This is a genomic window from Nocardia sp. CS682, assembly GCF_004634405.1.
Taxonomy (GTDB): Bacteria; Actinomycetota; Actinomycetes; order Mycobacteriales; family Mycobacteriaceae; genus Nocardia; species Nocardia ninae.
The window spans coordinates 4,180,006-4,204,433 of record NZ_CP029710.1 but is presented as its reverse complement, the minus strand read 5'-3'; the positions used below and the strand labels follow the sequence as shown (position 1 = coordinate 4,204,433).

Here is a 24,428-nt window from a genome sequence, read left to right as displayed (position 1 = left end):
GGACGGCACGCAGCCGCGCGTGGAGTTCGTGCGGATCAGGCTCCGGCGCCGTGACAATCGACCAGTAGGAAGGTGACTTGTGGACTCGTTCAATCCCACCACCAAGACCCAGGCGGCCCTGACCGCCGCACTGCAGGCGGCCTCGGCCGCGGGCAACCCGGAGATCCGTCCGGCCCACTTGCTGGTGGCGTTGCTGGACCAGACCGACGGTATCGCCGCCCCGCTGCTCAAGGCCGTCGGCGTCGACCCGGCGACGGTACGGCGCGAGGCGCAGGACATCGTGGACCGGTTGCCGAGTGCGACCGGCGCGACGACCACCCCGCAGCTCGGCCGCGAGGCCCTGGCCGCGATCACCGCGGCCCAGCGCCTGGCCACCGAGCTCGGCGACGAATACGTCTCCACCGAGCACGTCATGGTCGGCTTGGCCGCGGGCGACTCGGATGTGACGATGCTGCTGAAGAAGTACGGCGCGAGCGCCGACGCACTGCGCGAGGCGTTCACCGCCGTGCGCGGCAGCGCCAGGGTGACCAGCCCGGACCCCGAGGGCAGCTACCAGGCCCTGGAGAAGTACTCCACCAACCTGACCGAGGCCGCCCGCTCGGGCAAGCTCGATCCGGTGATCGGGCGCGACACCGAAATCCGGCGGGTGGTCCAGGTGCTGAGCCGCCGCACCAAGAACAACCCGGTGCTGATCGGCGAGCCCGGCGTCGGCAAGACCGCCATCGTCGAGGGGCTCGCCCAGCGCATCGTGGCCGGTGACGTGCCGGAGTCGTTGCGCGGCAAGTCCGTGGTCTCGCTGGACCTCGGCGCGATGGTCGCGGGCGCGAAGTACCGCGGCGAGTTCGAGGAGCGGCTCAAGGCCGTGCTCGAAGACATCAAGAACAGTGCGGGACAGATCATCACGTTCATCGATGAGCTGCACACCATCGTCGGCGCGGGCGCCACCGGCGAATCCGCGATGGACGCGGGCAACATGATCAAGCCGATGCTGGCCCGCGGTGAGCTGCGCCTGGTCGGCGCGACCACGCTGGAGGAGTACCGCAAGCACATCGAGAAGGACGCCGCCCTGGAGCGGCGCTTCCAGCAGGTGCTCGTCGGCGAGCCGTCGGTGGCCGACACCATCGGCATCCTGCGCGGCATCAAGGAGCGCTACGAGGTGCACCACGGTGTGCGCATCACCGACTCCGCGCTGGTGGCCGCCGCCACGCTCAGCGACCGCTACATCACCTCCCGGTTCCTGCCGGACAAGGCGATCGACCTGGTCGACGAGTCGGCGTCGCGGCTGCGGATGGAGATCGACTCGCGCCCGGTGGAGATCGACGAGGTCGAGCGCGCGGTGCGGCGACTCGAGATCGAAGAGGTCGCGCTGAGCAAGGAGACCGACGAGGCCTCCAAGCAACGGCTGGAGAAGCTGCGCCAGGAACTCGCGGACGATCGCGAGAAGCTGAACCAGCTGATGACCCGCTGGCAGAACGAGAAGAGCGCCATCGATCAGGTCCGCGTCCTCAAGGAGGAGTTGGAGTCGCTGCGCGGGGAGTCCGAACGGGCCGAGCGCGACGGCGATCTCGGCAAGGCCGCCGAGTTGCGCTACGGCAAGATCCCGGCGCTGGAGAAGCAGCTCGTCGAGGCCGAAAAGGTCTCCGGCGCGGCGGCCGACGGCGAGGTGATGCTCAAGGAGGAGGTCGGCCCGGACGACATCGCCGAGGTGGTGTCGGCGTGGACCGGTATCCAGGTGGGCAGGCTGCTCGAGGGCGAGAGCCAGAAGCTGCTGCGGATGGAGCAGGAACTCGGCAAGCGGGTGGTCGGCCAGACCGAGGCGGTGCAGGCGGTGTCCGACGCGGTGCGCCGGGCGCGCGCCGGTGTCGCCGATCCGAACCGGCCGACCGGCTCGTTCCTGTTCGTCGGCCCGACCGGTGTCGGTAAGACGGAGCTGGCAAAGGCGTTGGCGGACTTCCTGTTCGACGACGAACGCGCCATGGTCCGGATCGACATGAGCGAGTACAGCGAGAAGCATTCGGTCGCGCGGCTGGTCGGTGCCCCGCCCGGCTACGTCGGCTACGACCAGGGTGGTCAGCTGACCGAGGCGGTGCGGCGCAGGCCGTACACGGTGGTGCTGTTCGACGAGATCGAGAAGGCGCACCCGGATGTGTTCGACATCCTGCTCGCGGTGCTCGACGAGGGACGGCTCACCGACGGTCAGGGCCGCACGGTGGACTTCCGCAACACCATCCTGATCCTGACCTCCAACCTCGGTGCGGGCGGCGAGCGCGACTTCGTGATGAACGCGGTGCGTTCGGCGTTCAAGCCGGAGTTCCTCAACCGCCTCGACGACGTGGTGATGTTCCACGCGTTGGACGAGGAGCAGCTCGAGCACATCGTCGACATCCAGCTCGACCAGCTGCAGAAGCGGCTCGCGCAGCGCAGGCTGACGCTGGACGTGAGCGACTCGGCCCGGTTCTGGCTGGCCGTGCGGGGTTACGACCCGGTCTACGGCGCACGCCCGCTGCGCAGGCTGGTCCAGCAGTCGATCGGTGACACGCTGGCCAAGGGCCTGCTGGCGGGTGAGATCACCGACGGTGATGCGGTGAAGGTGACCGTCACGCCGGACGGCGACGGGCTGATCGTCGGCAAGTAAGAGCCGATTCCGCCGCGGTGTGCCGGCGCTCGATGCCTCGGTATCGGCGCGCCGGCTCGCCGCGCGGAATCGCTGACCGGGTTCACGGGCGCGGCGTCGGCCGTCACCAGCGGGGCCGGCGGACGAAGTCCGAATTCAGTCCGCGCAAGCCCCCGGCGCCGGCCGGGTAACGCCTAACCTGGAGTCCATGACCAACCCGAACGATCCGTGGGGACAGCGGCCGGAGGATGCGCCGACCGAGCACCTGGCGGGCAAGTCCGGGTTCGAGCAGCCGCAGCACACCACGGATTATTCCGAGGCGTACGGGTCCGGCGCGCCCTCGGCGTATCCGGCGACCGAGCAGTTCGAGCCGTGGTCAGCGCCCCCGCCGAACGCCACCCGTGCGTTCCCGCCGCACGACAACCAGTGGGGCGCGTACGAAAACACCTATGGCGACCAGTGGTCGGGGGCGGCGCCCCCGCCGGGCGGTCCCGTCCCGCCCGGATACGGCATGCAGCCCTCGGATCAGCTGCCGCCCGAGCCGCCGCGGCGCAACACCGGGCTGTGGATAGCGCTCGGCCTCGGGGTGATCGCGCTGGTCGCCGTGGTGGGTGTGGTCGCGGGAGTAGTGCTGGCCGGCAAGGATTCCGGGTCCGACACTGCCGCGAGTACCTCGGCCTTCCCGACCGCGAACCGGCCGACGCCGGGGACGCCGCGCTCCGGTCAGCCCGCGCCGAGCGGGATTCCGAGCGTGCCCGGCCTGGGCAACATCGACGATCTCGGCGCGACCATGGGCACCATCACCGCCAACGACGGCGGCACACTCACGGTGAGCACCTTGCTCGGCAGCACGGTCAGCGTGCGCACCGACGCCAACACCCAGGTCATCTCGATGTCGGGCACCAAGGTCTCCGATCTGCCCACCGGTGACATCGTGCTGATTCAGGGTGAGAAGGCCGCGGATGGTTCGATTCACGCCAAGGTGATCATCAGTACCGCGCTGCCCGGCGGCGTCAGATGAACGACCCGACGAACCAACGCCGGGTGGCGACGGGCATTCGCCCGCTGAGCTCGTTAGGCTAGACGGTGATGACGGCAATGTGGTTCGGCTTGGCGGCGATCGCACTCGTGGGTGCGATCGTGCTGCTGTATTTCGATCGGATCCAGCGACAGCGGACCGGTCACGCGCGGCAGGTCTGGGCGAAATCCCAGGGCTACACGTATGTGTCGGTGGAGCCCGCGCTGCCGTCGACCTGGCGTCGCGGCGCGCTGGCCAAGCTCGGCTACCTCTCCGCGGTCGATGTGGTCTCCGGTATCCGCAAGGGCGAGAAGTTCGTGCTCTTCGATCTGGAGGACTCCGCGACGCTGATCGCGGTGCGCCGCCAGATCGGCTCGGACATCGACGTCGACATGCGGCTCAAGACCGCGTCGCCGCCCAAGGACGCCGATCTCGAACTGCTCGGCGCCATCGGCGACCGGGTGGTGTTCGCGACCAACCCCGAAATCGCCAGGCACGCCGTCGATCAGCGGATGGTGGCGTTCATCGAGACGCTGCCCGACACCGTGCAGATGCTCTGGAGCGAGGGCAACTGGACGCTGGGCATGCTGTCCGTCGGCACCTCCGCGCGCGAGTGGGAGACCTCGATCGACGCGGTGCTCCGGCTGTCCGGGCTGTTGCATGTACTGCCGCCGGTGAGCGAGCCGCGCTTCGACAGCGGCGGGCACGATCCGGGCCGGCCCCGCCCGCGCGGCCGCCAGCGTCCCGAGGAAACAGACGACGACGAGCGCGACGCACCCGTCGGCGGCGCCAGGGTGCAGCCGACGCGGCTGAACAAGGACGAGGACGCGGAGCCCTTCGCCGAGCAGGCATACGACGAGGACTTCGACGACCGCGCGCCGCTCGCGGCACCGGACGAACCGGAACCGCCGCGCCGTCCGTCGCTGGCCGTGGTGCCGGACGCGCGGGCCAGGGTGCGCGAGGACCGCAGGACCGCCGACGAGTGGGCCCCCGAACGCCGCGACGAATGGTCGCCGGAGCCGCGGGACAAGTGGTCGCCGGAACCGCGCGAGGAATGGTCGCCGGACGAGCGCGACAAGCGGGTGCCCGAGCAGCGCGACAAGCGGTCGCAGGCACCGCGGGACGAACTGCCCGCCGACGACTGGGCCGAGGAGCCCGTTCGCCGCCCGGCGGTGCGCGACGACGACGCCGCGGCCGAGCCGCCCGGCGGTCCGTTCCACCCCGGCTTCCGTCCGTACCAGGGACCTGTGCCGCAGTGATCGGTGCCGCTCGCACCTGCGCGGTGCGTCGATCGCACGTGCGCAGGTGACCGAAAACCCTGTGGTCGCGCGCCTGCCCGGCGCGACCCGCCCCGTGGCATTGATCACCGGACCCACCTCCGGCATCGGTCACGGCTGCGCGATGCCTACGTCGTATCCTTCACGGAAGGGTTGGCAGCTGGCCTGGCCGGAACAGGTGTCCGGGTCCAGGCCCTGTGCCCGGGATTCGTGCGCACCGAATTCCATGAGCGAGCCGGTAACGATGCGTCGTCGCTGCCGAAAGCCTTGTGGCTGAGTGTCGACCAGGTGGTTGCCGGTTCCCTGCGTGATCTGGAGAAAGGCCGGGTGCTCAGTGTGCCCGGCGTGCAGTACAAAACGCTTACCACCGTCGCCGGGATGATCCCGCGAACCCTGGCGGCCCGACTGAATCGCGGCCTGTTCACCACACGCGGAAGGACTTAGGAATGATCGACGAGGCAACCACGAACGAGTCGGCGCTGGGCACCGCGGCCGGTTCCGATCGAGATAGATTGGCCCAGCTCGTGCGCGAGCTCGCCGTCGTGCACGGCAGGGTCACCCTCTCCTCGGGCAAGGAGGCCGACTACTACGTCGACCTGCGCCGCGCGACCCTGCACCACAGCGCGGGACCGCTGATCGGCAAGCTGCTGCGCGAGCTGGTCGCGGACTGGGATTTCGACGCCGTCGGCGGGCTGACCATGGGCGCCGATCCGGTCGCGATGGCCGTCATGCACGCGCCCGGCCGCCCGATCGACGCCTTCGTGGTGCGCAAGGCCGCCAAGACGCACGGCATGCAGCGCCAGATCGAGGGGCCCGACATCGTCGGCAAGCGGGTGCTGGTCGTAGAGGACACCACGACCACCGGAAACTCGCCGCTCACCGCCGTGCGCGCGCTGCGTGACGCGGGTGCGAACGTGGTGGGCGTGGCCACCGTGGTGGACCGGGAGACCGGCGCCGATCAGGTGATCGCCGCCGAGGGGCTGGAGTACCGCTCCATCCTCGGACTCAAGGATTTGGCCCTGGGTTAACCTGGGCAGCGGTCTAGTTCTTCGAAGGCGAAGGGTCGTCTCCAGTGGTGAGCATTGCAACAAACAAGAATCGCGACAACGTTGCGATGCTCGGTATCGGCGCCTATCGGCCCCAGCGCATCGTCAGCAACGACGAGGTGTGCAAGGTACTCGACTCCACGCCCGAGTGGATCTACGAGCGCACCGGCATCCGCAACCGGCGCTGGATCAGCGGCGACGAGACGCTGCAGTCGATCGCGGCCGCGGCCGGTGAGCGGGCGATCGTCAACAGCGGCATCGACCGGTCCAAGATCGGCACGCTGATCCTGGCCACCTCGAGCTGGCTCATGCTCACCCCGCACGGCGCCCCTTCCGTCGCGCACGACCTCGGCATCAACGGCATCCCGGCGTTCGATCTCACGTCGGGGTGCGGCGGTTTCGGCTACGGCCTCGGCGTGGCCGCCGACCTGATCCGGGCGGGTTCGGCGGAGTACGTGCTGCTGATCGGCGCCGAGACGATGACCGTCGGACTCGATCCGACCGACCGGGGCACCGCGATGATCTTCGGTGACGGCGCGGGTGCGGTCGTGATTGGGCCGAGCGAGGAGAACGGCATCTCGCCGACGGTGTGGGGCAGCGACGGCGAGAACGCGGGTGCGATCGCCCAGGACGTCAACTTCCTCGACTACATGGAGAAGGCGCAGGCGATGCAGGGCACCGACCCGGCGGTCGAGCCCATCGGCCGGATGTCGCTGCGAATGGAGGGCCCGCGCGTCTTCCGCTGGGCTGCGGTCACGCTGCCGCGCGCGCTGTCCACCGCGCTGGAACGGTCCGGGGTGGCGAAGGAAGACATCGAGGTTTTCGTCCCGCACCAGGCCAACTCCCGGATCAACGAGCTGATGAAGAAGAACCTCGGCCTGGCCGACGACATCCCGATGGCCAACGACATCGAGCAGACCGGCAACACCTCCGCCGCGTCCATTCCGCTGGCGATGGAAGAGATGCTGGTAAGCGGCAAGGCCAAGGGTGGTCAGCTGGCGCTGCTGCTCGGTTTCGGCGCCGGGCTGAGCTATGCCGGTCAGGTCGTCACGCTGCCACCGAAGCCGACCGAGCCGAGCTTCAGTGTCTGATCGGCGGCGTTCGCGGGTCCCTCCGTGGTCACGCAAGCTACCGCCTCCGGGCCCGTCGCTCGCGCCGCGCACCATGCGGGTGTTCCGGGCGGGGTTTCTCGCCGCGGCCGCGGTCACCGTCTATGCCGCCGTCACCGGCCGCGAGCAGGTGCAGTGGATCGCGAAACCGCTGATGATGCCGCTACTGGCGGCCGACGTGGTCACCGAGGGAGCCGATATGGAGCGCACCGATCGCGCGGTGCTGCTCGGGTCGCTCGGCGCCGCCACGCTCGGTGACATCCTGCTCATCGACCCGGACAACGATCGCCGTCTGATCGCGGGGGCGTCGTCGTTCGCGGTGATGCAGACCGGGTATTCGGCGCTGTGGTTGCGCAAGGGTGCGCGCCCGCATGCCGAGGTGGCGCTGCCGCGACTGGGTGCTTGGCTGGGGGCGGTGGCGCTGCTGCGCGCGAAGGCGCCGGGGGTGGCCGCACCGCTGACCGCTTACGGTGCGACGCTGGGCGCCGCGGGCGTGCTCGCCTCGGATCCTGCGCTCGCGCCGACCGCGAGAACCGTTGCGGGGGTGAACATCCCGAATTCCGACCCGCGTAGTCGGCTGGGGTTCGGTGCGCTGTTGTTCACTGTTTCCGACGGTTTGATCGTGCTGCGCCGGCTGTTCGCGCGCACCGAGCGCAGCCGCGGTCTCGCCGAGGCCGTCATCTTGACGACCTATGCCGCCGCCCAATTCCTGCTCGCGGATCCCAGGGCACACGTGCGTCGGCCGTAGCCAACCTGCCCGTCGCATGCTGTGCGGCGGCTTGATTCGAAGCTGTTGTCACAGAACAACAATGATCCGATCGCGGTTCGCGGGGTCGACGCGGATCGAGAAGGTCTCGCCCACCGCGAGGCGTGGCTTGTCCGCTGGTGTAACGTCGAAAACTATTGTCCCGCGATAGCTTTCGGACCCAGGAACGGTCAACTCCAAGTCCAGCTCGGTCAGCTCGCTCTGATGATCGGTCCGCTGCAACGGATGCACTCCGTGCACCGTCGCCCACCCCTCGAGCCCATCGCGCCACAATCGCCGATCGGCCTTGGACGGCCGCGACGCCAGCATCATCCCGATCCCCACGCATGATCCGAACAACCCGACCAGCGCCATGATCTGGTACGGAATCGTCCCCGGCGGCGTGCGCTGCACCACCCACCCCAGCCACACGCCGAGCACAACCAGGTACCCGGCGGTCACCGCGAGCACCGTGCGCAGAATTCGCCCGTGATCCATCCCAGCCTCCACCCCGACTGTCAGACCTTCAGGATAGGCCCGTAACGCCACTGACGTGCGCAGATCAGGGGGCAGCCGCTCGGCTGAAACGCCGAGTCAGCCCTTGAGACGCAGGACCGCGAGGACGCGGCGGTGGTGGGTGTCCGACGGCGGCAGGTCCAGTTTGGTGAAGATGTTGCCGATGTGTTTTTCCACCGCGCGTTCGGTGACGGTGAGCGAGGTGGCGATGGCGTTGTTGGACAGGCCCTGCGCCATCAGCTCGAGCACTTCGCGTTCGCGCGGGGTGAGGCGGGCCAGGGAATCCTGCTGGCGGGATGCGCCCATCAATTGACTCACCACCTCCGGGTCCAGGGCGGTGCCGCCGGTGGCGACACGATGGAGTGCGTCGACGAAGTCGCGGACGTCGGCTACCCGGTCTTTGAGCAGGTAGCCGACACCGCTCGCGCCACCGGCGAGAAGTTCGGTGGCGTAACGGGTTTCGACCCACTGGGAGAAGACGAGGACGCCGGTCATCGGATATTTGCGGCGCAGTTCGATGGCGGCGAGCAGGCCCTCGTCGGTGAAGCTCGGCGGCATGCGCACGTCCACCACGGCGACATCGGGATTGTGCGTACCGACCACATCGCTCAACGTCGTCGCATCACCCACCATGGCGACCACCTCGTGGCCGCGCTCGGTGAGCAGGCCGGCGAGCCCGTCGCGCAGGATCGCGCTGTCCTCGGCAATCACGACGCGCAGCGACTCGGTCATCGTGATCCGTCCTTCGGTAGCAAGATGGTTACCACGGTGGGGCCGCCGGTCGGGCTCTGCACGGTGAGCGTGCCGTCCACGGTGCGCGCCCGCGCCGCCAGGCCCGAAAGTCCGCTGCCCACGGCGAGTGCGCCCTCGGTCGGTTGCAGGACACCTCCGATTCCGTTGTCCCGCACCGTGACCGCGATGGTCCGGGCGTCCGTGGGCACCACCGAGATCCAGGCCCGGGTGGCGTCGGCGTGTTTGACCACATTGGTGAGCAGCTCGGCGACCGAGAAGTAGGCGATCGCCTCGATCGCCGGACTCGGGCGTTCGGGCAGGTGCACCCGCAGCTCCACCGGGACCGAGCTGCGCGCCGCCAGCGTTTCCAGCGCCGGGCCGAGGCCGAGTTCCAGTGCGGGCGGGTGGATTCCGCGCACCAGCTCGCGCAGTTCGGTCAGCGCTTCTTTGGAGCTGGCGTGCGCGTCCGCGATCAGGTCGCGCGGATCTCCGCCCGAGGACAGCCGATCCTCCGCGCGACCCAGCGCCATCGCGATGGTCACCAGTCGCGCCTGGGTGCCGTCGTGCAGGTCCCGTTCCAGCCTGCGCAGCGTGGCGGTGGAGTCGTCGACCGCCGCCTGCCTGCCCTGCTGGAGTTCGGCGATGCGCCGATCGGCCGCGGTCGCGCTCAGCAACGCGATGGTCAGCAACCCGTGCAGCCAGCACACCGCGCGCACCAGCCACGGCGCCAGGAAGCAGCCGAGCAGGCCGACCGCGGCGAAGCCGAGCACCCGCGGCCAGGTTTCGATGTAGTAGTCGCCGAACTGGAACATCGAATGATGTTCCACGCCTTGGGCATCGAGGTTGATCGGATCGAGCAGTGCCCACGGGATCGGCGAGAGCGCGATGACCACCAACATAGCGACCGTGGTGAGCACGAAGAAGCCGACCACAACACCGAGCACCGCCTGCGCCAGCAGGAACAGCGCGACTCGCCAGCTGGTCCGATCGGTGAACGCGCCCTTGACGAAGCCGATCAATCCCGGCTCGGGCCGAAACGGCGGGGGTGGCGTCACCCGCACCCCGAGTAGATCCTTGGCCAGCGCCCGATAGATCCGCCCCCAAATCCGGCCGCCGAGCAGGAGCACCGCCAAGATCGGCACGCCGATGATGGTGAGCGAGATCATCAGCCCGCCACCCCAGCCGAGGTACATGTAGGTGACGGCCAGGCAGCCGAGCACGAACACCGTGAAGACGTAGACGAGTTCTTTCCAGGTGCGGGCCTGGAACGGGGCGCGGAGCATGGCACGGGCCACCGGCTCGGCAGACCGGCCGGTTTTGCCGGGCGTCGGGTCGAGCACGAGCGTGGGTTCGGCGTGGATCTCGGTCATGGCTTCCATGGTTGTCGGGGCGAGGGCGGTCTTCGATGGAGCTGGCCGCCGAATGTGTGGTGTAGCCAGCTACACCAACTACCATCCTGCTGATGAGCTACCCGCCGCAGCCGCCACCGTACGGTTACCAAGCCTACGGGGGCTACGGCCCGCCGCAGGAACACCCGCAGGCCACCATGATTCTCATCCTCGGCATTCTCAGCCTGGTGTTCTGCCAGATCCTCGGCCCGGTCGCCTGGGTGATGGGCAAGAAGGCGCTCAACGAGATCGACGCCTCGGGCGGTACGCTCGGCGGTCGCTCGAACGTCATGGTCGGCTACGTCTGCGGGATCATCGCCTCGGTGCTGATCATTCTCGGCATCCTTTTCGTCGCGCTGTTCGTCGTCCTCGGGCTGGTCGGGGTCTGGAGCACCGGCAGCACCTACTGACACCGCTGCTCCGGCCGCGTGCCGGTCGAGCGGCGGCCGGAATTAGCATCGTCGGAGTGAATCACCCAGTGCCCGACGCGGCCGAGCAGGACTCACCCGGTCCGACCGAGTGGGGCGAGCACCCGCACGGCGTCGGGCCGTGGGCCGCCGAGCACGCCGAGCCGCCGCCGCAGGATCCGCACTTCGACCCCGAGCTGCTCGCGGCAGGCGACCGCCGCAACGTGGTCGACGCCTACCGCTATTGGACGCGCGAAGCGATCGTCGCCGACATCGACCGGCGCAGGCACCCCTTCCACGTGGCCATCGAGAACTTCGGCCACGACGCCAATATCGGCACCGTGGTCCGCACCGCCAATGCCTTCGCCGCCGCGGCCGTGCACATCGTCGGCCGCAAGCGCTGGAACCGCCGCGGCGCCATGGTGACCGACCGCTACCAGCACATCGAGCACCACGCGACCGTCGCCGAGCTGCTCGACTTCGCCGCGCGCGAACAACTGACCGTGGTCGCGGTGGACAACGTGCCCGGCTCGGTCCCCCTCGAGACAGCCGAACTACCCCGCAACTGCCTCCTGCTGTTCGGCCAGGAGGGCCCCGGCGTCACCGAACATGCGAAAACCGCAGCGGCCCTCACCGTTTCGATCGCCCAATTCGGCTCCACCCGCAGCATCAACGCCGGCGTGGCCGCGGGCATCGCCATGCACGCCTGGGTCCGCCAACACGCCGACCTCGCCGACGCCTGGTAGTCCGGCGCCCCATCCGCTCGCGCGTGCCACACTGTCAGCGGGCGATACCTGCGTGGGAGGAGGAAGCGATGACTGTCGAAATGCACTGGCCTGATCATCTGCTGACCCTGGAGGACTGGATCGCGCTGCCGGAGGACAACAGCCGTAGCTATGAGCTTGTCGAGGGGGTTCTGGTCGTGTCACCGAGGCCGGTGTCGATGCATCAGCGTGCGATCTGGCGCCTCGCTGCTCAATTGGAGCCGCAACTCCCGCCCACCCACGGCGTACTGACCGAGGCCGAAGTCCTGATCGATGCCGGGCCGCCGCCCACCATCCGCGTTCCCGATGTGCTGGCCGTGCCCGCGGCGGGGATCGATGCGAACATTCCGCGCTGGGATGCCGCGGATGTGCTGCTGGCCGTCGAAATCCTCTCCATCGGTTCCAAGCGGACCGACCGGGTCACCAAGTTCGCCGAGTACGCCGAGGCCGGTATCCAGTACTACTGGCTCATCGACCTCGACGAGCCGACCAGCCTGACCGCCCACCACCTGATCGACGGCGACTACGAGCTGGTCGCCGAGCGTTCCGGCCGGGCGACGCTCGACGTCGCCGAAACGTCGGTCGAACTCGACCTGACCACATTGACCAGCCCCCGGGTCGGCTGAGCCGTCACGATGGCCGCAGACACGTCGGCCTCGAGAACAACTGCACATCAGCCGATCTCGCCGACGCCTGGTGGGAGGTCACTCTGCGAGCTGTCCGATTCGCTGGCGGGCCACGCCGAGCAGGGTAGCTACATCGACATCGGGAACGTTCTCACGCCGTAGCTCTTTCACCAGTGCGACCTGTTCGGCTTTGAGCTCGTTCGACAAGCGGTCGACCTCGGCACGGAGTACGGCAATGCGCTCGGTCCGTGGCTGCACGTCGTGGGCGTCGCCGAAGTCGTCAACGATCAATGTCGTTTCGACCTGCGAGAGCGGAACGTCGAGTTTGGCGGCGATAATGGTCCGCGCCTCGTAGCCGACGTCGGTGAGATGGCGAGCCTGCCCGCACGGATCATCTCCATAAACGTCGGGAATGGTGATTTCCCACCAGCGGCCGACGCGGTTCGCGTGGACTTCGTAGGCAATGGGCTTGCTCACTGTTCTTCCTCCTCCGGGCAATCGCAGGACGCAACAGCCTTGTTGATGGTGCGCACAACTCCCGGCGAGATGGATTTGTGTCCGTCCGGGACGCTCACATCGTGTTTGCCCGTGCGGCACCCGTAGATGGTGTGGCTACCTGCACCATCGCGCAACCGGGACCAGCCCTCGGCCTTGAGGCCCTTGAGGACTTTCTTGGTTGGCTACTCTGCGATCATTACAAAAGCTAGCATGCTAGCCGGAAATCTGGCAAGCATGCTAGCAACTGAAATGTGCGCTGCGAGGAAGGTCCTGAGAACAACTGCACATCACTTGAGTAACAAATCGGGCGCGGAAATCCGGGCGGTGCTGGCACCATTGACGCATGACCACGCGGAGGGCACAGGATCCGGGGCGCGCGACGCCGCGGTCACTGGGTGAGCTCTCACCGGGAGGTGGCGAGGCTGTGGTGACACCGGCGTTGTGGTCCGAGCGGGCGGACATGGCGGAATCGGCGATCGTGTCCCGGCATCTGCGCGCGTTGTGGGCGCTGCCGGGGACACAGCTGGGGGTGGTCGGGTGGCCGGCGACCAAGCGGGAGCGCGCGTTCGGGTCGTGGCATTACTGGTGGCAGGCGCATCTGATCGACTGTGCGGTGGACGCGGCCAACCGGGTACCGACGCCGGTGCGCCGCAAGCGGATTGCCGCCATCGCGCGCTCGCACCGTATTCGCAATATCACCGGCTGGACCAACAGGTACTACGACGACATGGCCTGGCTGGCCATCGCGCTGGAACGCGCGGAGCGGACCGCGGGGGTCACCGAGGCGCGCAGCGGGCTGATCGCGTTGGAGAAGCCGCTGTACGACGGGTGGAATCCAGCGGTAGGCGGCGGCCTGCCGTGGCGCATCGGCGCCGACTACTACAACACCCCGGCCAACGGCCCGGCCGCCATCGCGCTGCTGCGGCTCGGCAGGCACGGGCGCGCGCAGGAGATGGCCGACTGGCTGGACGCGACGCTGCGCGACCCGGAGACCGGCCTGATGCTCGACGGCATTCATCTGCCGTCCGGCGAGATCGAGCGCCCGGTGTTCACCTACTGCCAGGGCGTGGTGCTCGGGCTGGAAACCGAGTTGGCGGTGCAGACCGGGGCTCCGCGCCATGGTGAGCGGGTGCACCGACTGCTCGCCGCCGTCGAAGAGCATCTGACCACCCGCGGCGTCATCAGTGGTGGTGGTGGCGGCGACGGCGGCCTGTTCAACGGCATCCTGGCCCGCTACCTGGCTGTGGTCGCGCTGATGCTGCCCGGCGACGACCAGGCACAGCAGGCGGATCGACGGTGTGCGGCCGCGATCGTGCGCGCCTCCGCCGAGGCCGCCTGGGCCAACCGGCTGGAGGTCGAGGGCGAGCCGCTGTTCGGGCACGACTGGGGCAAGCCGGCGACGCTGCCCGGCGGCATCGCCGGGGCGGGCAGATTCACGCCCGGTGGCTCGGTGACCTCGTCCCGAGTACCCGAACGCGACCTATCGGTGCAGCTGTCCGGCTGGATGCTGATGGAGGCCGCCCACCAGGTCAGCGCCGCCGGGCTGTAATTCCTACGCCGACTTCGTTTTCGCCGAGGTCACCGGCGGCAGGTACTCGCCGATCAGCGTCCGGTGCCACCACGCCCGATCGCGCAGCAACTCCTGCCGAGTCGTGAACCGGTATTCGTAGAGCCGCGCCCGCACGTACTTCGGCGGCGCGTCCGGAAACGGATTGTGGCGCAACAGACGTAGCGTCGCCCGGTCGTTCGTCAGCAGTCGCTCGGCGAACGGCAACAACCATGGCCGCGCATAGAACGGCGAAAGCGCCGCGAACCACATCAGCCAGTCCAACCGCAGATGGTAGGGCGCAAACTGGCGGGGCCGCCGCCGCACATCACCCGGCTTGGCTTTGAATTCGTACTCCTGCCACCGGGTCTGCTCGGTGACGTCCGAGTCGGAGGTTCCCTCGAACACCACCTCCGGCCGCGTCCGGCCGATGGTGCCGAAGGCGCCGTAGGCGCCCACGAGGTGATAGGCGTTGAAGGACATATTCATTCGCTGGTCGCTGGAGAGCATGTTGCGCACCGGCCAGTAACTCAGCACCGCGGTCAGCACCGTGCACGCGATCACCAACCCGGCGAACCACATCGGTGCCGACGGCAACGTCGGTGCTTCGGGCACGGGAAGTATTCGCGCCACCCAGGACCCGTCGATCACGGTGAGCGCCAACAGAATTGTCACCCAGTTCAACCACGCGAAGTTGCCGGAGATCACCAACCACAGCTGAGTGACCACCACGATCCCCGCGGCCACACTCGCCACCGGTTGCGGCGCGAAAAGCCCGAAGGGCACGACCAATTGGGCGAAGTGGTTGGCCGCCACCTCGACTCGGTGCAGCGGCTTGGGCAGATGATGGAAGAACCAGCTCAGCGGCCCGGGCATCGGTTGGGTCTCGTGGTGGTAATACAGGCAGGTCAGATCGCGCCAGCAGGTGTCACCGCGCAGTTTGATCAAACCAGCGCCGAACTCCACCCGGAACAGCAGCCAGCGCGCCAGCCACAACACCAGCACCGGCGGCGCCGTCTCGTCGTTGCCGAGGAAGATCGCGAGAAACCCGGCCTCGAGCAGCAGCGATTCCCACCCGAACCCGTACCATCGCTGCCCGACATTGACGATCGACAGATACCCGGCCCACAGCGCCGCCCACATCCCCATCGCCGCCCACAGCGGCACCAGATCGGCCACACCGACCACCAGGGCGGCCGACAGCCCGACCCCGGCCCATGCGACCGCGGCGAAGAACCGATCGGAATAGTGCAGTTGAAAAAGACTCGGCGCCAACCGGAACGGCGTCCGCGCCACGAAGCGCGGCACCGGCAGCATCCCCCGCTCGCCGATCAGCGCCCGGAACTGCAAGGCCGCGCCGAGGAAGGCGATCAGGTAGATGACCGCCAGCCCGCGCTGGAAGATCAGCCTGCTCAGCCAGTACTCCGGTGCCGTGAACCAGTCCATGCCCGCAGCTCCTCGGACGGCGGGATTTTGCCCGTGTCAGGCGTACCCGGTCCGGCCGCGCGGAAACCCGGCGGTCAGTTCTCGGCGTCGACAGCCATGCTCGGCGTGGTCTCCAGGTCGAACTCCTCCGGCGGCTTGGCCATCTCCTGCCGGTAGTGCCGGATCCCCAGTCCGGTGCCCAGGACCAGGCCGAGCACCAGCGTGCCGATCACGATGGGCATCAGCCACGGCACCCGATCGAGGAAGCTGCCCGCGTAGTACCCGATCAACAGCAGCACCGGGGCCCAGATGATCGCGCCGATCGTGCTCGCGATGGTGAACTTGCGATGGTCCATCCCCGCCGCGCCCGCGACCGTCGGGCACAGCGTGCGCACCCACGGAATCCAGCGGGCGATCAGCACCGCGACGAACCCGTGTCGCTGCAACAACTCGGTGACCCGTTGCAGGTTGCGGGTATTGATGTAGCGGCCGTTCTTGCGGGCCACCAGGCGATGCCCGGTGCGCGCGCCGATGACGTAACCGACCTGGTTGCCCGCGATGGCCGCGACCATGGTCCCCAACGACAGTGCCCACACCTGTGCTTCGCCGGAGGCGTGTGAGGCCATCACCACACCCGCGGTGATCAGCATGGAGTCGCCGGGCAGGAACAGCCCGAGGATGACCGCGCATTCGAGGAAGACAAAGGTGAGTACCACTGTCCAGACGAGCGCGGGCCCCGCTGACATCAGCGGATCGAATGTGCCCACTGCTAGGGGCGAGGACGCCGCGAACACGCGCTCAGCGGGTCGGCTCGTTCGTCGAGACGGTCAGCTCGGCCTCAGGCCGAACCGCCGGCTCCGCGCGACGATTGAGCAGCTTCTTCGCCACCGCGATGATGCCGGGCAGGATCGAGACGAACACGATGAGCAGGAAGATCGCCTCGACGTGATCCCGGATGAAGGCGACATTGCCCAGGAAGTAGCCCAGCACGGTGATGCCGCCGCCCCACAGGATCGCGCCGACGATGTCGAAGGCGACGAATTTGCGGTAATCCATTTTGGACACACCGGCGAGCACCGGCATGAACGTGCGCACGATCGGCACGAACCTGGCCAGGATGATGGTCTTGGGCCCGTGCTTCTCGAAGAACTCGTGCGTCTCGGTGACGTAGTGCTTCTTGAAGAAGCGGGTGTCCTCCTTGTGGAACAACGCGGGCCCGATGGCCCGGCCGATCCAATACCCGCTCTGGTCGCCTGCGAACGCGATGAACGTGACGGCGGGGACGAGCACCCAGATCGACACCGGCGGATTCGGCTGCGCCGCGAGCAAGCCGCCGGTGAACAGCAGTGAATCACCGGGCAGGATCGGGAAGAGCAGACCGGTCTCGATGAAGACGATCGCCAGAATGGCCGGGAGCACCGCGTTCTTGAGCCACGTCTCCGTGAGCAGGTGCATCGGGTCGAGCAACTCCGTGAGTGCGAGGTTGCTTGTCACCGATTCTGTCGCTGCCAGCAGAATCACGCGGTGGTCTCCTGTTCTGGATACGGCTGGCCTGATCACTTGCCATCGCATCGGAGGCGGCCAGCGCAATTACCGGGCCCACAGTACCGGGTTCGGCTGAGAAACCCCGCCCTGTGCGCGAAACTACCTGCTGGTCACCTGAAGGTTCCGTGCTGACTACCGCCTGGTCACTCGTGCAGGCACTACACGCCCTCCCTGGATACCAGGCGAAACACTGCTGTCCTAGGGTGGTGGCTGACAAAATAGGTCTTTGCCGCAACAATCACGGAGGTCTTACTGTGCCCATCGCGACTCCGGAGGTCTACGCCGAGATGCTCGGTCGGGCCAAAGCGAACTCCTTTGCCTTTCCCGCCATCAACTGCACGTCGTCGGAGACGATCAACGCGGCCATCAAGGGCTTTGCCGAGGCAGGCAGCGACGGCATCATCCAGTTCTCCACCGGCGGTGCCGAATTCGGCTCCGGCCAGGGCGTGAAGGACATGGTGACCGGTGCGGTCGCGCTGGCCGAATTCGCGCACGTGGTCGCCGCGAAGTACGACATCACCATCGCGCTGCACACCGACCACTGCCCCAAGGACAAGCTGGACGGCTTCGTCCGGCCGCTGATCGCCATTTCCCAGGAGCGGGTGAACAACGGTCAGTACCCGCTGTTCCAGTCGCACATGTGGGACGGCTCCGCGATCCCGATCGACGAGAACCTCGAGATCGCCAAGGAACTGCTGAAGTCCTGCGCGCAGGCCAACATCATCCTCGAGGTCGAGATCGGTGTCGTCGGCGGTGAAGAGGACGGCGTCGAGGCCGAGATCAACGACAAGCTCTACACCTCGCCCGAGGACTTCCAGAAGACCATCGACGCGCTGGGCGCGGGCGAGAACGGCAAGTACCTGCTCGCCGCGACCTTCGGCAACGTGCACGGTGTGTACAAGCCGGGCAACGTGAAGCTCAAGCCCGAGGTGCTGGCCGAGGGCCAGCGGGTGGCCGCGGCCAAGCTTGGCCTCGGTCAGGACGCGCAGCCGTTCGACTTCGTCTTCCACGGTGGTTCGGGCTCGCTGAAGTCCGAGATCGAGGATTCGCTGCGCTTCGGTGTGGTGAAGATGAACGTCGACACCGACACCCAGTACGCGTTCACCCGCCCGATCGTCACGCACATGTTCACCAACTACGACGGTGTGCTCAAGATCGACGGTGAGGTCGGCAACAAGAAGGTCTACGACCCGCGCAGCTACCTCAAGAAGGCGGAAACCTCGATGGCGGCACGTGTCACCGAGGCATGCAATGATCTGAAGTCCGCGGGAAGGTCGATCAGCGCCTGACCCATCAACCCACCGGGGGCTCGACAGCTCATGTGTCTGGATGTGCGCGTGCTCGGGCCCGTCCGGTTGCTAGTCGGCGGTGAGCCGGTGGCGGTCGGCGGGCCCAAGCCGCGGGCTTTGCTGGCCGCACTCACCGTGAATCGGCGGCGCGCCGTGTCGTCGGCCGCGCTGGCCGACATGGTGTGGAACGAGGATCCGCCCGACTCCTACGCCGCCAGCCTGCAGGTGTTCGTCTCGAATATCCGCAAGGCGCTGCGTAATTCGGGTGTGGATCCGGCGCTGGTGTTGCGCACCGAATCCTCCGGCTACCGCCTCGAAGTCGCCGAGACCGCCTGCGATCTCGGACGTTTCGAGGCGAGCCGGGAGGCGGGTAGCCGCGCGGTCGCGCTCGGCGATCATGCCGGCGCCGCCCAGCTCTACGGTGCCGCACTGCGGGAGTGGAGCGGCCGGGCGCTGGCCGATCTGGCCGGCCTACAGTTCGCCGACGGTTTCGCCACCGCGATGGACGAGGAGCGGCTCGCCGTCGCCTCCGCCCGGATCGATGCCGAAATCGCCTGCGGGCGTGCGTCATCGGTGATCGGTGAGCTGGTCGCGATGACCGGCGAGCACCCGCTGCGCGAGCCGCTGTGGGGTCAGTTGATCACCGCGCTCTACCTGTCCGGGCGGCAGGCCGACGCGCTCGACGCGTGTCGGCGGGTGCGGACCGTGCTCGCCGACGAGCTCGGCATCGATCCCGGCCCGGCCCTGATCGAGCTGGAACACCGGGTGCTGCGCCAGGAACCGCTCGGCACCGTCGAGCTGCGGCAGGTCGAGCGGATGGCCGCGGCGATGACCGAGACCGTCACCGAGGCGCCGAGCACGGTGCGCAGCGGGCAGCTGCGACTACCCGACGGCCGGGTGGTCTCGATCGCCCAGGGCGGCCTGCGGATCGGCCGGATGACCGACAACGACCTGGTGCTCGACGACCCGAAGGCCAGCAGGTATCACGCGCACATCATGCCGAGCCGGGCCGGACTGCTGATCAAGGATCTGCACTCGGCCAACGGCGTTTTCGTCAACGACGACCCGATCGAGAACGGTGCCCTGCTCGCCGACGGCGACCAGATCCGCATCGGCGCAACGATGTTGACCTTCCAGGCCGTGCAGTAGTCACTCGTTGCAGGCGAAGCCGTCGCCGTCCCGGTCGAGCATGGGGTTGTACTGCGGCAGTCCTCGATAGATCGGCCCCGCGTGGTCGGCGCGCGCCTGTTCACAGGTGGTGTACACCCGTCGCTTCTTCTCGGATTCGCCGTCGCGCTGCGGGATCTCGTGTGAATCGGGGCGTGCGACAAAGGCGGCGGTGGGGGTCTCGGCGATGGCGGTCGGCGGTGCCAGGGTGAGGGCGCCGACCACGAGGCACGCGGCACCGATCGCGGGGGTAACGCGGCGGAGTGCTGTAGTTTTCACGACCTCCATCCTGCGCCGAAATCGCGAAGCCGTGGGGTGTGGATTTCAGGCGCCGAAAATTATCCGGACCGCCCAGTCCGACCTGCGGCTGAGCCGCTGCCGAAGCCGCGCTACGTCAGCCGGACCTCAGCGATGGCCCGCCCGAACAGCTTTCGCCCCGCCGAGGTGCCGCCGAGCACGATGGTCGCCGTGCGGGTGTGCGGATCGAGCGCCTTGATCCGGCCGGCGAAGTCCACCGTGCTCGCCGAGTTCGGCGCCACCGGAACGAAACCGGAGAACCGCACGCTGAACTTCGCGATGGCGGTCGGGTCGCCGAGCCAGGAGGTCAGGTAGCCACCGGCCAGGCCCATGGTCAACATGCCGTGCGCGACCACCGTGGGCAGGCCGACCAGCTGGGCGGCGTGATCGCTGAAGTGGATCGGGTTGGCGTCGCCCGAGACTCCGGCGTAGTTGGCCAGGTCACCGCGGGCCAGCCGGAAGGAACCGGCGGGCAGTTGATCGCCGACGGACAGCTGGTCGAAGTCGGGCAGCGTGTGCACCGGCGCGAGCTCGCCCTCGGCGGGCGGCGCAGGTAGTTCGCCGAGACCCAGCGGGATCAGCGCCGAACTGTCGTCCGAACCGCTGTCCGCCGTAGGGAATTCGACCACCTGGCCGTGCATCATGATGTTGTCGACCACGTCGGTGAGGCCGGGATCCACCTCGGCGCCGCGGCGCGCCACGATCGTGGTTGAGCCGATGAGGGCCAGCTCGCCGTGCTGGTTGACCAGCGCGGAGCGGACGACGACGAAATCGTTGTCGCCGAACTGGCGGATCGACTCGATCAGGATCTCGCTGGTCAGTTGGTCGCCGGCCAGGATGGGCCGATACGCCTGGAAGACCTGATCGGTCTGCAGGATCTGCGAGAGGTCGTATTCGGTGAGCACCGATTCGAGCAGCGAGCGGGTGCCGGACGACCCGATGACCGAGGCGAAGGTCGGCGGTGCGATCACACCGTCGTGGCCGAGCTTGCGCGCGTCGGCCTCCTGCTGATGCGCGCCGTGGTGATTCTGCACCGCTCGCGCGAATTCGCGGATCTTTTCTCGGCCGACCTCATAGTGGTCCCGAACGCGGAACCGCTGGCCGGCCAGCGTCGCCGTTTGCTGTACGTCATCGGTTTCGAGCGCCGTCGTCTGTTCCCTGCCCATGATGCGGCCACGCTACTAATGAACAGGACCGTTGACCAGCTGAGTGTGAGCAGCGCTACCGTCGATCGATACGGAATTGCTATCGAATTTGCCTGTTCTTCATTTACCGGCTCGCGAAGGGTTTGTGGGACAGCTCAATGGTGATGTTCATCGGCTATTAAACGTGTTCGGCTGCCCACTGAGTGGGCAGCCGAACAACATTTATGTCGATTTCGTCGCGGGCTATTGCGGGGCGCCGGACGGCGGGTCGCAGACCTTCCAGCCTGCGTCGGTGCGCTGCAGGTCGAACGTGCGCGCAGAGCGCTTGGACGGATCGGCCTCGGTATAAACCGTCGCCTGCGCGATCGCCGTGTCGTCGGTGATCCGGATGGCATCCACGCTGTCCACCACCGGAATAGTGCGGCGTTCCATCGACAGCTGATGCACGCCGGCGAATTGATCCGCCGGAATGCCCTGATAGAAATCGTGTAGCGGACCACAGGTGGTCTCGCGCAACGTGGTCAGGTCACCGGTCTTCAGCGCGTCGGTGTAATCGGAAATCGCGGCCCGCACCTGGGTATCCGGCGAATTGTCCGTCGAGTTCACGACCACCGCCACGATCACCCCGACCAGCACGACCACCAGTGCGGCGGCACCCGCCACCGCGAGTAGCCACCGCTTGGGACGGCCCGAGGTGGTCTGATCGGCCGCGGCCGGGGCCTGTGCCGGAGGTGCGATCCGCTGCGGCTGGGCGATCTGCCGCGGTTGCGGTGGCCGCAGCGTGCCGATCTGTTGCGCGGGCAGCGTCGGCTGGACATCCGCAGGCGACGGCGCCGACGCGTGCTGACGTGGCAGGCCGGGATGCGCCGGTGCGGGCCGCGTCTGCTCGACCGGACCGGACCCGCTCGGCGGCGGTGCCGAGGGTGCTTGCGGGACAGGCTGCTTCGGTCCCGGAGCGGAGCGCGGGGTGGTCGGTGGCTTGGTGATCGGCACCCGGCCCGTGCCCGGTGTGATCCGGTCGGTCCCGGCCGGCTTCGGTGCGTCGGCGGGCCGCTGGATCGGCAACGCAACGGTCTGCGCGTCGTCCGGTTTGATCACCGGCATCGCCATCGTCACGTCTTCGGACCCCGGCGGCGGTTGTTGGCCGGCCTCCGGTGCCGCCGTATTCATCTTGACGGTGTCCGCTTCGGGAGCGGCATCTGCTGCCGGAGGTGCCGGCCGCTGCACCCGCATCACCGTGGTCGGCGCATCCCCGTCGGGGATCTCGGGTTCCGATGCTTGCGCGGCCTCGGGCTGCTCGGCCGCGGCGGGCTTGTCGGGTGCGCTGTCCTGGGCCGCACCGGCTTTCTCCCCGCCGAACCAGGGGCGAGACTTCGACGGAGCGGAGCTGTCCGGCGTGACCGCCGCTGTATCTGCGGAAGTCGCTGTCCCCGTGGCGGTTTCGCTTTGGGTTGCATCGGTTGCCGCCGTTGCGCCGGTTTGTGTGGCGGGCGTGCCGGGTTGCGTTGCCGGGCTGCCGGTTTGTGTGGCGGGCGTGCCGGGTTGTGCGGGCGTGCCGGGTTGCGCTGCCGGGCCGCCGGGTTGCGCGGCAAGTGTGCCGGATTTTGCCGCGGTTGCGCCGGGTTGCGTCGCGGTCGCGCCGGGTTTTGCGGTGGGCGCATCAGGTTGTGTCGCCTTGTCACCGGGCTGTGCGGCGGTCGCGCCAGGTTGTGCTGCGGGGGTGCCGGATTGGGCGGTCGCGCCGGGTTGTGTCGCCGGCGTGCCGGATCGGTCGGCATCGGGTGTGGCACGTGTGCCGTCGGACGCGGAGCTGGTCTGTTGCGCGGCTTCGGGTTTCGCGCTCGATCGCGCCGTCGATGCTGATTGCGGGGGCGTGCCGGTCGGGGAGCCGGCCGCGGTCTGACCGCCCCGTTTGATTACTTCGGTTTCGGCGGCGGGCGCTGCCTTCGGCGCGGCACCACTCTGGGCGATATCGGCGACCACGTCGCCGGAAGCGGGTTTTTCCTCTTGCACCGCTGCGGTTTTCGAGCCCTGCTCGGCAGGTGGTTCGGCCGGAGGTGTCGCGGAGCCGGGCTTGTCGTTGCGCGCGATCGCTTCGGTCTTCGCCTCGGCGTTGGCGGTGCTACCCGCGGCCGATGCTGCTTTACCCGGAGCGGGACTGTTCGACGGGGCCGCGCCGGCCGACTTCGCGGGCTGAGCCGGGGTGTTGATCTTCGGGATGGCCCCGGGCTCGGTCGCGGCGGACTTCTGCCTCGCCGCTGCGGCATTGCCGGACTTCGCACCGGAGTTCGAGCTGCCTGACGTGCCGGAACCCGCATTCTGGGCGGCATCCGCGGGTGTCGACGTGCCGCTGGGTGTCACGGCGGGTTTGCCGGAGTTCTCGGCATCGGGCGAGCCCGGTGCGGCCGACGCTGCGGCGGGGGAGTCGGCCGAAGTCTCCGCGGCGTCCTTACTATCGGCACCACTCTTCGCACCCGCGGCGGGAATGGGACGCGTGGGTGCGGCGGGCGAGGGTTCCGCCGGGCGGCCGGCGATCGGGTGGCGGACCGTGGTGTCTGCCGGGCGTGCGTCGGCTGCGGCCGGGGTTGCCGGGTCGGCGCTCGCCGGGTTCTTGTCGTCGTTCGGGTCGGACACGCACTACCCCTCGGTCAGGCGGAACAGTTGAACTCGACGGCCAGCTTAACGGGCAGGGCCCGAGGTAGTCCGTCTTAAGACCGCGCATGGCCGCGGCGAATGCCGAGGTACGCCGAAGGGGTGCGGTTCGATCGAGTTCGGGTTGCCGACGGAGCGCATGCGCAGGGAATCGGGGCATCGGTGCACAATGAAGCCCATGACCTCGTTCGGTGATCTGCTCGGCCCCCAGCCGGTACTCCTGCCCGAAATCTCCGACGCGGAAGAAGCGTTGCTCGACAAGGCCGATCCGTTCCGCGTCGCCGCCGATCATCCGGCGGCCTCGATCGCCTGGGCCTACCTGGCCGAGGCCGCGCTGACCAGCGGCGAAGCCCAGGACGAGCCGATCAACCATGACATCCTCGCGGCGTACGCGTTCGCCCGTACCGGCTACCACCGCGGTCTCGATCTGCTGCGCCGCAACGGCTGGAAGGGCTTCGGTCCGGTGCCGTGGAGCCACGAGCCCAACCGAGGGTTCCTGCGCAGCGTTGGTGCGCTGGCTCGGGCGGCGAAGGTGATCGGGGAGACAGAAGAGTACGCGCGCTGCCTGGATCTGTTGGAAGACTGTGACCCGCGTGCCGCGTCCGAGCTCGGCCTCGACTGA

Annotated in this window: 23 protein-coding genes and 1 pseudogene; 14 read left to right on the top strand and 10 right to left on the bottom strand. The window is 68.2% G+C overall.

All coding sequences use genetic code 11. The annotated features are described in order from the left end of the window. Window positions 1–79 precede the first annotated feature (79 nt). From clpB to DMB37_RS18920, 7 genes and pseudogenes are all read left to right on the top strand, one after another. Window positions 80–2,635 (top strand): ATP-dependent chaperone ClpB, encoded by a 2,556-nt coding sequence (gene clpB, locus DMB37_RS18950; RefSeq protein WP_135233862.1) that lies wholly within the window; start codon window positions 80–82, stop codon window positions 2,633–2,635. 187 nt (window positions 2,636–2,822) lie between these two features. Continuing rightward, window positions 2,823–3,635: a DUF5666 domain-containing protein gene (locus DMB37_RS18945; RefSeq protein WP_135233861.1), complete on the top strand. Its 813-nt coding sequence runs from the start codon at window positions 2,823–2,825 to the stop codon at window positions 3,633–3,635. Window positions 3,636–3,703: 68 nt separating this feature from the next. Next, window positions 3,704–4,891: a hypothetical protein gene (locus DMB37_RS18940; protein ID WP_240772453.1), complete on the top strand. Its 1,188-nt coding sequence runs from the start codon at window positions 3,704–3,706 to the stop codon at window positions 4,889–4,891. Between the two features lie 144 nt (window positions 4,892–5,035). Continuing rightward, window positions 5,036–5,353: pseudogene (locus DMB37_RS18935) on the top strand (short-chain dehydrogenase); the annotation flags it as partial. 2 nt (window positions 5,354–5,355) lie between these two features. Further along, the gene (gene pyrE / locus DMB37_RS18930) at window positions 5,356–5,937 is read left to right on the top strand and encodes an orotate phosphoribosyltransferase (protein ID WP_135233860.1); all 582 of its coding nucleotides are present in this window, start codon (window positions 5,356–5,358) and stop codon (window positions 5,935–5,937) included. A 44-nt stretch (window positions 5,938–5,981) separates the two neighbouring features. After that, window positions 5,982–7,046 carry a beta-ketoacyl-ACP synthase 3 gene (locus DMB37_RS18925; RefSeq protein ID WP_135233859.1) on the top strand — a complete coding sequence of 355 codons (1,065 nt, stop codon included), beginning with the start codon at window positions 5,982–5,984 and terminating at the stop codon, window positions 7,044–7,046. A gap of 73 nt (window positions 7,047–7,119) precedes the next feature. Further along, a complete protein-coding gene (locus tag DMB37_RS18920) occupies window positions 7,120–7,812 on the top strand; it encodes a lysoplasmalogenase (protein WP_135233858.1) in 693 nt (230 codons plus the stop codon). A gap of 48 nt (window positions 7,813–7,860) precedes the next feature. On the opposite strand, the gene DMB37_RS18915 is transcribed toward DMB37_RS18920, so the two are convergent. The 3 genes from DMB37_RS18915 to DMB37_RS18905 all read right to left on the bottom strand — a co-directional run bounded on the left by DMB37_RS18915 (window position 7,861) and on the right by DMB37_RS18905 (window position 10,427). Further along, on the bottom strand, window positions 7,861–8,307 hold the full coding sequence (locus DMB37_RS18915; RefSeq protein WP_135233857.1) for a hypothetical protein: 447 nt from the start codon (window positions 8,305–8,307) through the stop codon (window positions 7,861–7,863). A 96-nt stretch (window positions 8,308–8,403) separates the two neighbouring features. After that, a complete protein-coding gene (locus tag DMB37_RS18910; RefSeq protein WP_135233856.1) occupies window positions 8,404–9,057 on the bottom strand; it encodes a response regulator transcription factor in 654 nt (217 codons plus the stop codon). Continuing rightward, complete coding sequence (locus DMB37_RS18905) at window positions 9,054–10,427, bottom strand: sensor domain-containing protein (RefSeq protein WP_135233855.1); 1,374 nt, start codon at window positions 10,425–10,427, stop codon at window positions 9,054–9,056. The genes DMB37_RS18910 and DMB37_RS18905 overlap by 4 nt, the downstream gene beginning before the upstream one ends. A gap of 92 nt (window positions 10,428–10,519) precedes the next feature. Here DMB37_RS18905 and DMB37_RS18900 point away from each other — a divergent pair, with 92 nt between their 5' ends. From DMB37_RS18900 to DMB37_RS18890, 3 genes are all read left to right on the top strand, one after another. Continuing rightward, window positions 10,520–10,855 carry a DUF4190 domain-containing protein gene (locus tag DMB37_RS18900; protein WP_135233854.1) on the top strand — a complete coding sequence of 112 codons (336 nt, stop codon included), beginning with the start codon at window positions 10,520–10,522 and terminating at the stop codon, window positions 10,853–10,855. A 56-nt stretch (window positions 10,856–10,911) separates the two neighbouring features. Continuing rightward, window positions 10,912–11,598: a TrmH family RNA methyltransferase gene (locus DMB37_RS18895; protein ID WP_135233853.1), complete on the top strand. Its 687-nt coding sequence runs from the start codon at window positions 10,912–10,914 to the stop codon at window positions 11,596–11,598. Between the two features lie 68 nt (window positions 11,599–11,666). Next, window positions 11,667–12,242, top strand: a complete 576-nt coding sequence (locus tag DMB37_RS18890) for a Uma2 family endonuclease (RefSeq protein ID WP_206055276.1) — start codon at window positions 11,667–11,669, stop codon at window positions 12,240–12,242. A gap of 78 nt (window positions 12,243–12,320) precedes the next feature. Here the strand turns inward: DMB37_RS18890 and DMB37_RS18885 are convergent, their stop codons facing one another. Beyond that, window positions 12,321–12,719 carry a hypothetical protein gene (locus DMB37_RS18885; RefSeq protein ID WP_135233852.1) on the bottom strand — a complete coding sequence of 133 codons (399 nt, stop codon included), beginning with the start codon at window positions 12,717–12,719 and terminating at the stop codon, window positions 12,321–12,323. 481 nt (window positions 12,720–13,200) lie between these two features. On the opposite strand from DMB37_RS18885, the gene DMB37_RS18880 reads away from it, so the two are divergent. Further along, entirely contained in the window at window positions 13,201–14,289 is a 1,089-nt protein-coding gene (locus DMB37_RS18880; protein ID WP_240772550.1) for a glycoside hydrolase family 76 protein, read from the top strand. 3 nt (window positions 14,290–14,292) lie between these two features. Here the strand turns inward: DMB37_RS18880 and DMB37_RS18875 are convergent, their stop codons facing one another. From DMB37_RS18875 to DMB37_RS18865, 3 genes are all read right to left on the bottom strand, one after another. Next, entirely contained in the window at window positions 14,293–15,732 is a 1,440-nt protein-coding gene (locus DMB37_RS18875) for a lipase maturation factor family protein (protein WP_135233850.1), read from the bottom strand. 74 nt (window positions 15,733–15,806) lie between these two features. Then, window positions 15,807–16,457 (bottom strand): DedA family protein, encoded by a 651-nt coding sequence (locus DMB37_RS18870; RefSeq protein WP_206055275.1) that lies wholly within the window; start codon window positions 16,455–16,457, stop codon window positions 15,807–15,809. A 52-nt stretch (window positions 16,458–16,509) separates the two neighbouring features. Next, complete coding sequence (locus DMB37_RS18865; RefSeq protein ID WP_240772549.1) at window positions 16,510–17,166, bottom strand: DedA family protein; 657 nt, start codon at window positions 17,164–17,166, stop codon at window positions 16,510–16,512. Window positions 17,167–17,510: 344 nt separating this feature from the next. Between DMB37_RS18865 and fbaA the strand changes: the two genes are divergently transcribed. Both fbaA and DMB37_RS18855 read left to right on the top strand, forming a co-directional pair. Further along, window positions 17,511–18,545: a class II fructose-bisphosphate aldolase gene (gene fbaA / locus DMB37_RS18860; RefSeq protein ID WP_135233847.1), complete on the top strand. Its 1,035-nt coding sequence runs from the start codon at window positions 17,511–17,513 to the stop codon at window positions 18,543–18,545. A 30-nt stretch (window positions 18,546–18,575) separates the two neighbouring features. After that, on the top strand, window positions 18,576–19,694 hold the full coding sequence (locus tag DMB37_RS18855) for a BTAD domain-containing putative transcriptional regulator (RefSeq protein WP_135233846.1): 1,119 nt from the start codon (window positions 18,576–18,578) through the stop codon (window positions 19,692–19,694). On the opposite strand, the gene DMB37_RS18850 is transcribed toward DMB37_RS18855, so the two are convergent. The 3 genes from DMB37_RS18850 to DMB37_RS41375 all read right to left on the bottom strand — a co-directional run bounded on the left by DMB37_RS18850 (window position 19,695) and on the right by DMB37_RS41375 (window position 23,788). Beyond that, window positions 19,695–19,991 (bottom strand): excalibur calcium-binding domain-containing protein, encoded by a 297-nt coding sequence (locus DMB37_RS18850; RefSeq protein ID WP_240772452.1) that lies wholly within the window; start codon window positions 19,989–19,991, stop codon window positions 19,695–19,697. A gap of 110 nt (window positions 19,992–20,101) precedes the next feature. Further along, entirely contained in the window at window positions 20,102–21,175 is a 1,074-nt protein-coding gene (locus tag DMB37_RS18845; protein ID WP_135233844.1) for a fused (3R)-hydroxyacyl-ACP dehydratase subunits HadA/HadB, read from the bottom strand. 222 nt (window positions 21,176–21,397) lie between these two features. Continuing rightward, complete coding sequence (locus tag DMB37_RS41375; RefSeq protein WP_240772451.1) at window positions 21,398–23,788, bottom strand: hypothetical protein; 2,391 nt, start codon at window positions 23,786–23,788, stop codon at window positions 21,398–21,400. A gap of 196 nt (window positions 23,789–23,984) precedes the next feature. Here DMB37_RS41375 and DMB37_RS18835 point away from each other — a divergent pair, with 196 nt between their 5' ends. Further along, window positions 23,985–24,428, top strand: coding sequence for a DUF3151 domain-containing protein (locus DMB37_RS18835; protein ID WP_135233843.1), 444 nt, complete (start codon window positions 23,985–23,987; stop codon window positions 24,426–24,428).